Here is a 2,183-nt window from a genome sequence, read left to right on the forward strand (position 1 = left end):
GACGGGCTCCGTCTGGGGGCCGACCACTACTTCGCCACCTCGGACCCCGACACCTTCGAGGCACTTGCCGGCCGCTTCGACCTGATCATCAACACCGTCAGCGCCAGCATCGACGTCAACGCCTACCTCGGCCTCCTCGCCGTCGATGGCACCCTCGTCAACGTCGGCGCGCCACCCGAGCCCCTGGCGGTCAACGCCATGTCGCTGATCGGCGGCCGCCGCTCGTTCGCGGGCTCCATGATCGGAGGGATCGCGATGACCCAGGAAATGCTCGACTTCTGTGCCACGCACGGCATCGCATCCGAGATCGAGATCATCTCGGCGCAGGACGTCAACGAGGCGTACGAACGTGTTCTTGCCTCCGACGTCCGCTATCGATTCGTCATCGACACCTCAACCATCTGAAGGAGAGGCGGCCTTGCTGTGAACGGTGCACGCACCGGTGGCTAGTCGCCCCGACGCACTTCTTGCCTCATCACCGACAACAGAGGATTACACATGAAAATGCAGGACCTGACCGGACAGATCGCTGTCATTACAGGCGCAGCGAGTGGAATTGGAGAGGCCGCACCTCGCCTTCTCGCCGAAGAGGGTGCGCACGTCATCCTGGTCGCCCGGCGCGTGGAACGGTTGCAGGAACTGGCCGCCGAGCTCGGAGACTCCGCCACGGTCATGCAGGTCGATGTCGCGGACGCCGCCGCGGTCACCACGATGTTCGCCACGCTCGAGAGCCGTTTCGGTGGAGTCGACCTGCTCTTCAACAACGCCGGTCTCGGCATCAGTTCGCCATTTGAGAGCAGCGACCCCGCTGACTGGAAGTCGATGATCGATGCCAACCTTTATGGCGTGCTGAACTGCACCCAGGCTGCCATCCCACTGATGCGTGGTCGGGCTGGCGCGATGATCTGCTCCGTTTCGAGCGTCGGTGGCCGTTTTGGCGCAGCAACCTGGTCGGTCTACAGCGCAACGAAGTACGCCGTCGTCGGTTTTCACGATGCCCTGCGCAAGGAACTTGGTGACGAGGGAATCCGCGTCTCGGTTCTCGAACCGGGCGCTGTCTGGACCGAGTTCGGCGAGAACGTCAGCGATGCGCTCCTGACCCGCCGCACCGAGCTTGAAGCCATGAAGTCCGAAGACGTAGCCCAGGCCCTCGTCTTCGCGTTTGCGCAGCCAGCCAACGTGCTCATCCAGGAGATCCTCATGCGCCCGGTCAAGCAGATCGCTCCCTGACTCACAGCCGCTCGAGGTCCGGAGGAGCACAGGCGTGCGGATGTCAGGATCGCAGGGCGACGGGGACGAAGCCCGGAACCGACTCAGAATGTTACGTTTCCGGACACGCCGGAATGTCCCAAATTCCTAAGGCTTTGAGCAGCTGACAGCATTCGATCGACGAGTACTCGAACCGCTAAAGCCATCCGGATGCCGGATGAGTCGGTCGATGGCACGTAGATCAGTAGCGGACAGTGCAGTCGATTTCCGGTCCCCCTCGGATCAAAGTGAGGCCTGCTACCGGCCGCCCCCGAATTTGGGCAACTGTGCACCCTGACGGGGCACAATCCTTATCCAGCCGAGTTCCGTGCTCGCGCGATCGCTCTGGTTCGCTCGGGCAAGCAGGTCAACACCACCGCCTACGAGCTGGGCATCGGCGCCTGCTGCTTGCACAACTGGCTCAAGCAACCAACCCGACGACATCGAGGCGCTCGGCTCGGACCCCGTCGACGTACTTGTGACCCACGAAGTCCCCCACGGCGTACCCCTGCGAAGTCAACTGGTCCTCGACACGAACGGCAAGGCCGGCAACGCCGTCATCCTCGACCTGCCCTCACTCGACCTCACCGAACTAGCCAACCTCGACCCCGGGCATCGGTGTGTGCGCATGAGTTCGACGCACTCAGAAACTCTGAAGTCTTGTCGGCACCAATCTTGGCCGACACCATTGTCGACCGTGACGCCGGTGATGCCGGACGGCAACAGGTCGGGAGTGAACTGGACGCGTCGCACCGAGCAGCTCACCGTTGGTGAGCACATCAGGCCAACCGCGCAGCGGTTCCAGTCGGCCCCAGGCGAACTCTGGTCGTCGCTCCGCGGCGTCCTCTTCGCCGCCCCGCAGGACGGCGAAGTCTCCGTCGTTTCACACGTCGGCGCTCAGCCGCCCTCGGCGAGCTGGCACGAATTCTTGCCGA

3 protein-coding genes and 1 pseudogene are annotated in these 2,183 nt (G+C 63.4%); all 4 read left to right on the forward strand.

Annotated features, from left to right (window positions below; translation table 11 throughout):
* Positions 1–405, forward strand: a 405-nt coding sequence (locus H7290_RS21200; RefSeq protein WP_290515999.1) for a zinc-binding dehydrogenase, incomplete at its 5' end; no start/stop codon positions are given.
* Positions 406–498: 93 nt separating this feature from the next.
* Entirely contained in the window at positions 499–1,230 is a 732-nt protein-coding gene (locus H7290_RS21205; RefSeq protein WP_290516000.1) for an SDR family oxidoreductase, read from the forward strand.
* A 312-nt stretch (positions 1,231–1,542) separates the two neighbouring features.
* Positions 1,543–1,677 (forward strand): annotated as a pseudogene (locus tag H7290_RS21210) (IS3 family transposase); the annotation flags it as partial.
* A gap of 304 nt (positions 1,678–1,981) precedes the next feature.
* Positions 1,982–2,183 (forward strand): hypothetical protein (locus tag H7290_RS21215; protein WP_290516001.1); only part of this gene is annotated, 202 nt, incomplete at its 3' end.

Origin of the sequence: Aeromicrobium sp., assembly GCF_014378035.1 — a bacterium.
In the GTDB taxonomy this organism is placed as follows: Bacteria; Actinomycetota; Actinomycetes; order Propionibacteriales; family Nocardioidaceae; genus Aeromicrobium.